A 4428-nucleotide genomic window follows, 5' to 3' on the forward strand; every position below is an offset into this window, starting at 1 on the left:
CTAGATCGTCCAGGCGCTCCCGCACTCGGGAGTCGGCACTCTTCACAATCGAATATTGCGAGGGATGAACAGTGATCTCTGGAAAGCCGCCCCTACGGGCCAACTCGGCGAGCTGTATCAAATCAGCGTGTGGGATGCATCCCCAGCAGAGGGCAGTGCCCTCGATTGGCTGCACAGCCTGGTAGGTCATCGATGGCCACTTCTCTTCGTCACTCACACACACTCGGAGGTGATGTGCTGGTCCTGTCGTTGCGACTGCCGGCGGAACGAATACGGTCGACGCGGCTTACAGGTTGGAAGTCCAACATTGGATTGCGAAAGCGAGCTACCAGTGCGCGGGCCGTTTGTTTTCTATCTGGCTGCTCAGTAGTCAAATCAGCAAAAGGAGTTGAACCGCAGACTTTCAGGGGCGCGAAGGCAGCGCCGCAAGAACGTCGTCGTCGAGCTTCCACTCCGCGGCGGCAACATTTGATCGCACTTGTTCGGGGTTCATCGCACCGATGATCACAGAGGGAACGCTCTCCTGCGCGCACAGCCACGCTATGGCGAGTTCGAGTATCGAGTGTCCGTGCGCTTGTGCGAACGCTGACAGTTTCTCCACGTACTCGAAGTTCTCTTCCGTTGCCAGTGTGGCGAAGTACGGCGCACTGGCTAGTCGGCTGCCGGTCGGAAACGGCCGTCGCATCGTGTACTTACCGGTGAGCATTCCGGAAGCAAGCGGAAAGAAAGGGATGATTGACATTCCGACCTCGTGTGCGGCGGGAACAATGTCTGCCTCGATCGCGCGGTTGAGCAAATTCCATTCGACCTGGTTCGCCAATAAATGCGATGCGCCAGTACCGGTGGCGATGCCCTCGGCCTGCCTCATCTGATCCGCGGAGTAGTTCGAGCAAGCTACGTGGCGGGCTTTCCCTTTGGCTACCAGCCCATTCAACGCCTCGATGGCCTCCTCCAGTGGAGCATCGGGGTCAGGGACATGCTGGTAGTACAAGTCGATTCGATCGGTGCTGAGTCGCCGCAAGCTTGCCTCACAGCTATCCTCGATGCTTCGTGCGAGTACTCCGGGCTTGTAATCGACCTCACGCGGGCGTGGAATCGCTTTGGTGGCGATTACCACCTGGTCTCGTTGACCTGCGAGCGCCTTGCCGAGGATTTCCTCCGAGCGCCCGTTTCCGTACATCGTCGCTGTGTCAAAGTGGGTGACGCCCTCATCGAGGGCGGTACGGACGACCTCCGTACTCCCCTCAGGGTCCAGCCGGGTACCAAAGTTGTTACACCCTAAGCCAATACGCGAGACTTGAAGATCGCGCGCGAGTTGTCGTAATTCCATGTCATTCCCCTTGTTTTCGCCACTTACGTGAATTCGTCGCCCCGCGAACTCGACGAATGATTGGACGCAAGATCAATTACCCTGCAAGAGCTCTGAGCGGTCGGCAGGCCCTGTGGGACGAACGAACATCTACATTCCATACATCGACAAGGTGGGTCCGCCGACCCACTTCATCGGAGCGATTCAAATCGTGCACGAGCCCGGACCGCAGTAGGAAGTGGTTTTTCCACTCATCGGGATTCCTCTTCTCGGTCATGATGATTCATCGGGCTAGCTATCTCGCGTGGAGACAGGCGGCGCGGTACAACAGTTGGCATTGGTTTGGCCGGATTCTCAGTCATCTCTCAACGATGTGCACCCGCTCCACCGAGTCACCCGCTTGTAGATGTCCTCGCTTCTCGGAGAATTTTCCTCAGCCGCGTCTGTCGGCCGGCGCTGCGCGTAGGTGAACCCGCTCGCCCTGTTTTCCGAAGAGGCTGATCGCCTCGGCCGGCCGTCCGTCGGCAGCACTGATGCGGTGCGGGATGTGCGTGTCGAACTCGGCGGCCTCGCCTGCCCCCATGATGAAATCCCGGTCGCCGAGTTGGAGTCGGATGCGCCCGGACAGAACGTAGACCCACTCGTAGCCCTCGTGGGATCCCGGTTCGCGATCGTCGTCGGTGGGCGAGATGATCATCTTGTAGGCCTGCAGATTGCCGGGTTGACTGGTCAGCGGAATGACCGTCATACATCCGACCGTTCGAGGTTCTTCTCGAACGCGTGGGTCCTTGATCTTGCTGTTCACCAGGTCGTCCAACGGGACGCCGTGTGCCTTGGCAATCGGCAGCAGAAGCTCCAAGTTGGCTCGGCGAGTACCGGATTCGAGTCTCGACAGTGTGCTGACGCTGATGTCGGTGGTCTCCGACAGGTCCGCCAGGGTCATCTCGGACTGCTGGCGCAACGCACGTAGGCGAGGGCCGATGCCGGCTAGTACGGCTTCGAACGATGTTTCGGTCATGCACTCATTTTGCCAAAGTGGCAACAGTGTTTGTCAAGACTGCGTTCTATTGTCATTCTGGATTCATGACGCAGAACTCATTCGACGTAGCAGTAATCGGAGCCGGTGCGGCAGGCCTCAACGCCGCACTCATTCTCGGTCAGGCACGCAGATCCGTGATCGTCTTCGACAACGGATCGCCACGGAACGCGGCCGCCGACCACATGAACGGATTCCTCTCCCGTGACGGCATGAACCCGGCAGAATTGTTGACCATCGGCCGAGGTGAGGTCCGCAAATTCGGCGGCGAGTTCCATGACGGCACCGTTGTCTCCGTGACACGGGACGGCGAGAAATTCTCGGTAGAACTGGCTGACGGCATCAAGATTCAGGTGCGCAAGGTGCTTGTTTCGACGGGTCTGACGGACCGCCTACCGGTAGAACTCGAAGTCTTCGGCGAGCGTTGGGGACGCGATGTGTTGCACTGCCCGTACTGCCACGGGTACGGCGTGCGTGATCAGCCGCTCGGCGTGATCGCCAAGAGCGCGGAATTTGCGATGCACCAGGCGCTCATGGTTCGCCAGTGGTCCGATGACGTGGTTCTCTTCCTTCATCGCATCACCGAACTGAGTTCCGAAGATCGGGAAAAGCTTGCGGCTCGCGGTATTTCGATCGTCGAGGGTGAGGTTGCCGGTCCCGTCGTCGAGGATGATCGGTTGGTGGGCGTGCGGTTGGCCGACGGCAGTGTGGTCGCGCGTTCGGCGGTCTTTGTCGGTGGCGCCCTCACGATGGACCCCAACGATGCGATCTTGCGCGCATTCGGTGCGCAGCGCGCCGAGACGATGATGGGCGATTTCGTCACAGTCGACATGATGGGGGCTACAAGCGTGCCCGGCGTGTTCGCTGCGGGCAATGTCGTGGACCCGGGTGCCCAGGTCATCATGGCCGCAGCCGCCGGGGCGAAGGCCGGAGCGGGGATCAACATGATGTTGACCAACGACGACCTCGAGGTTGCACTCGCGCTTCGCAGTTGAATTGTGCGTAGCGTGGGGTGATGGACGCAGTGAGAGTGTTGATCACGGGTGCGACCGGATACATCGGCGGACGTCTTGCCCCTCGCCTGGTCGAAGAGGGTCATCGAGTTCGAGTGGTGGTGCGCAGCCCGGAGAAACTACGCGATGTTCCCTGGCACGATTCGGTGGAGATCAAGCGCGGGGATCTGACCGACAGTGCCACCCTCTCAGGTGTTTTCGACGATATCGACGTGGTCTACTACCTCGTTCACGCCATGGGTGGGGGAGGGTCGTTCTCGGATATCGACAAGCGAAGCGCGGAGAACGTCGCCGCCGCTGCCCGCGATGCGGGGGTGCGACGGATCGTCTACCTGGGCGGGCTTCATCCCTCCGACCGAGAGTTGTCGACTCACTTGCAGTCCCGGCTCGAAGTCGGTCGGATCCTGCTCGACTCCGAGGTTCCGGCGGTTGTGTTCCAAGCTGGAGTGGTGATCGGATCGGGTTCGGCGTCCTTCGAAATGGTGCGCCACTTGACCAATCGGCTTCCGGTGATGACCACACCCAAGTGGGTGCACAACAACATTCAGCCGATCGCGGTGCGTGACGTACTCCACTATTTGATTGCAGCCGCGGCGACGACGCCGGAGGTCAACCGCGCCTTCGACATCGGTGGGCCGGATGTCATGCAGTACGGCGAAATGATGAACACCTACGCCGACGTCGCTGGATTGGTACGCCGACGCATCCTCGTCCTGCCCGTCCTCACCCCGCGTCTGGCAGGTCACTGGGTGGGATTGGTCACGCCGATCCCACGAGGTTTGGCGATGCCCCTGATCGAATCCCTGCAGAACGACGCGGTGATGCACAATCACGACATCGACGGCTTCATCCCGCCTCCCGCCGAGGGCCTCACGCCGTATCGAGAAGCGGTGCGACTGGCACTTCGAAAGATCGACACCGGTGAGGTGGAGACGGCGTGGTCCGGTGCAACGATTGCGGGCGCTCCATCCGATCCTCTTCCATCCGACCCGGATTGGGCCGGCGAAGCGGTCTACGTCGATCATCGCGAACGTGACTGCGCGGCGGATCCGAAAACCCTCTGGTCGGTG

At 60.4% G+C, this 4428-nt stretch carries 5 protein-coding genes; 2 read left to right on the forward strand and 3 right to left on the reverse strand.

Translation table 11 applies throughout. The annotated features are described in order from the left end of the window. The 3 genes from A2J01_RS36820 to A2J01_RS10010 form a co-directional block, all read right to left on the reverse strand. Positions 1 to 217, reverse strand: a 217-nt coding sequence (locus tag A2J01_RS36820) for a hypothetical protein (protein WP_231915760.1), incomplete at its 3' end; no start/stop codon positions are given. Between the two features lie 186 nt (positions 218 to 403). Further along, positions 404 to 1330: an aldo/keto reductase gene (locus A2J01_RS10005; RefSeq protein WP_030534980.1), complete on the reverse strand. Its 927-nt coding sequence runs from the start codon at positions 1328 to 1330 to the stop codon at positions 404 to 406. Between the two features lie 412 nt (positions 1331 to 1742). After that, entirely contained in the window at positions 1743 to 2327 is a 585-nt protein-coding gene (locus A2J01_RS10010) for a helix-turn-helix domain-containing protein (RefSeq protein WP_030534979.1), read from the reverse strand. Positions 2328 to 2392: 65 nt separating this feature from the next. Between A2J01_RS10010 and A2J01_RS10015 the strand changes: the two genes are divergently transcribed. Beyond that, positions 2393 to 3340, forward strand: a complete 948-nt coding sequence (locus A2J01_RS10015; RefSeq protein WP_064112624.1) for an NAD(P)/FAD-dependent oxidoreductase — start codon at positions 2393 to 2395, stop codon at positions 3338 to 3340. 20 nt (positions 3341 to 3360) lie between these two features. Beyond that, positions 3361 to 4428: NAD(P)H-binding protein (locus A2J01_RS10020; protein ID WP_064112623.1), on the forward strand; the 1068-nt coding region annotated here is incomplete at its 3' end.

The organism is Rhodococcus sp. EPR-134 (assembly GCF_001647205.1).
In the GTDB taxonomy this organism is placed as follows: domain Bacteria; phylum Actinomycetota; class Actinomycetes; order Mycobacteriales; family Mycobacteriaceae; genus Rhodococcus_F; species Rhodococcus_F qingshengii.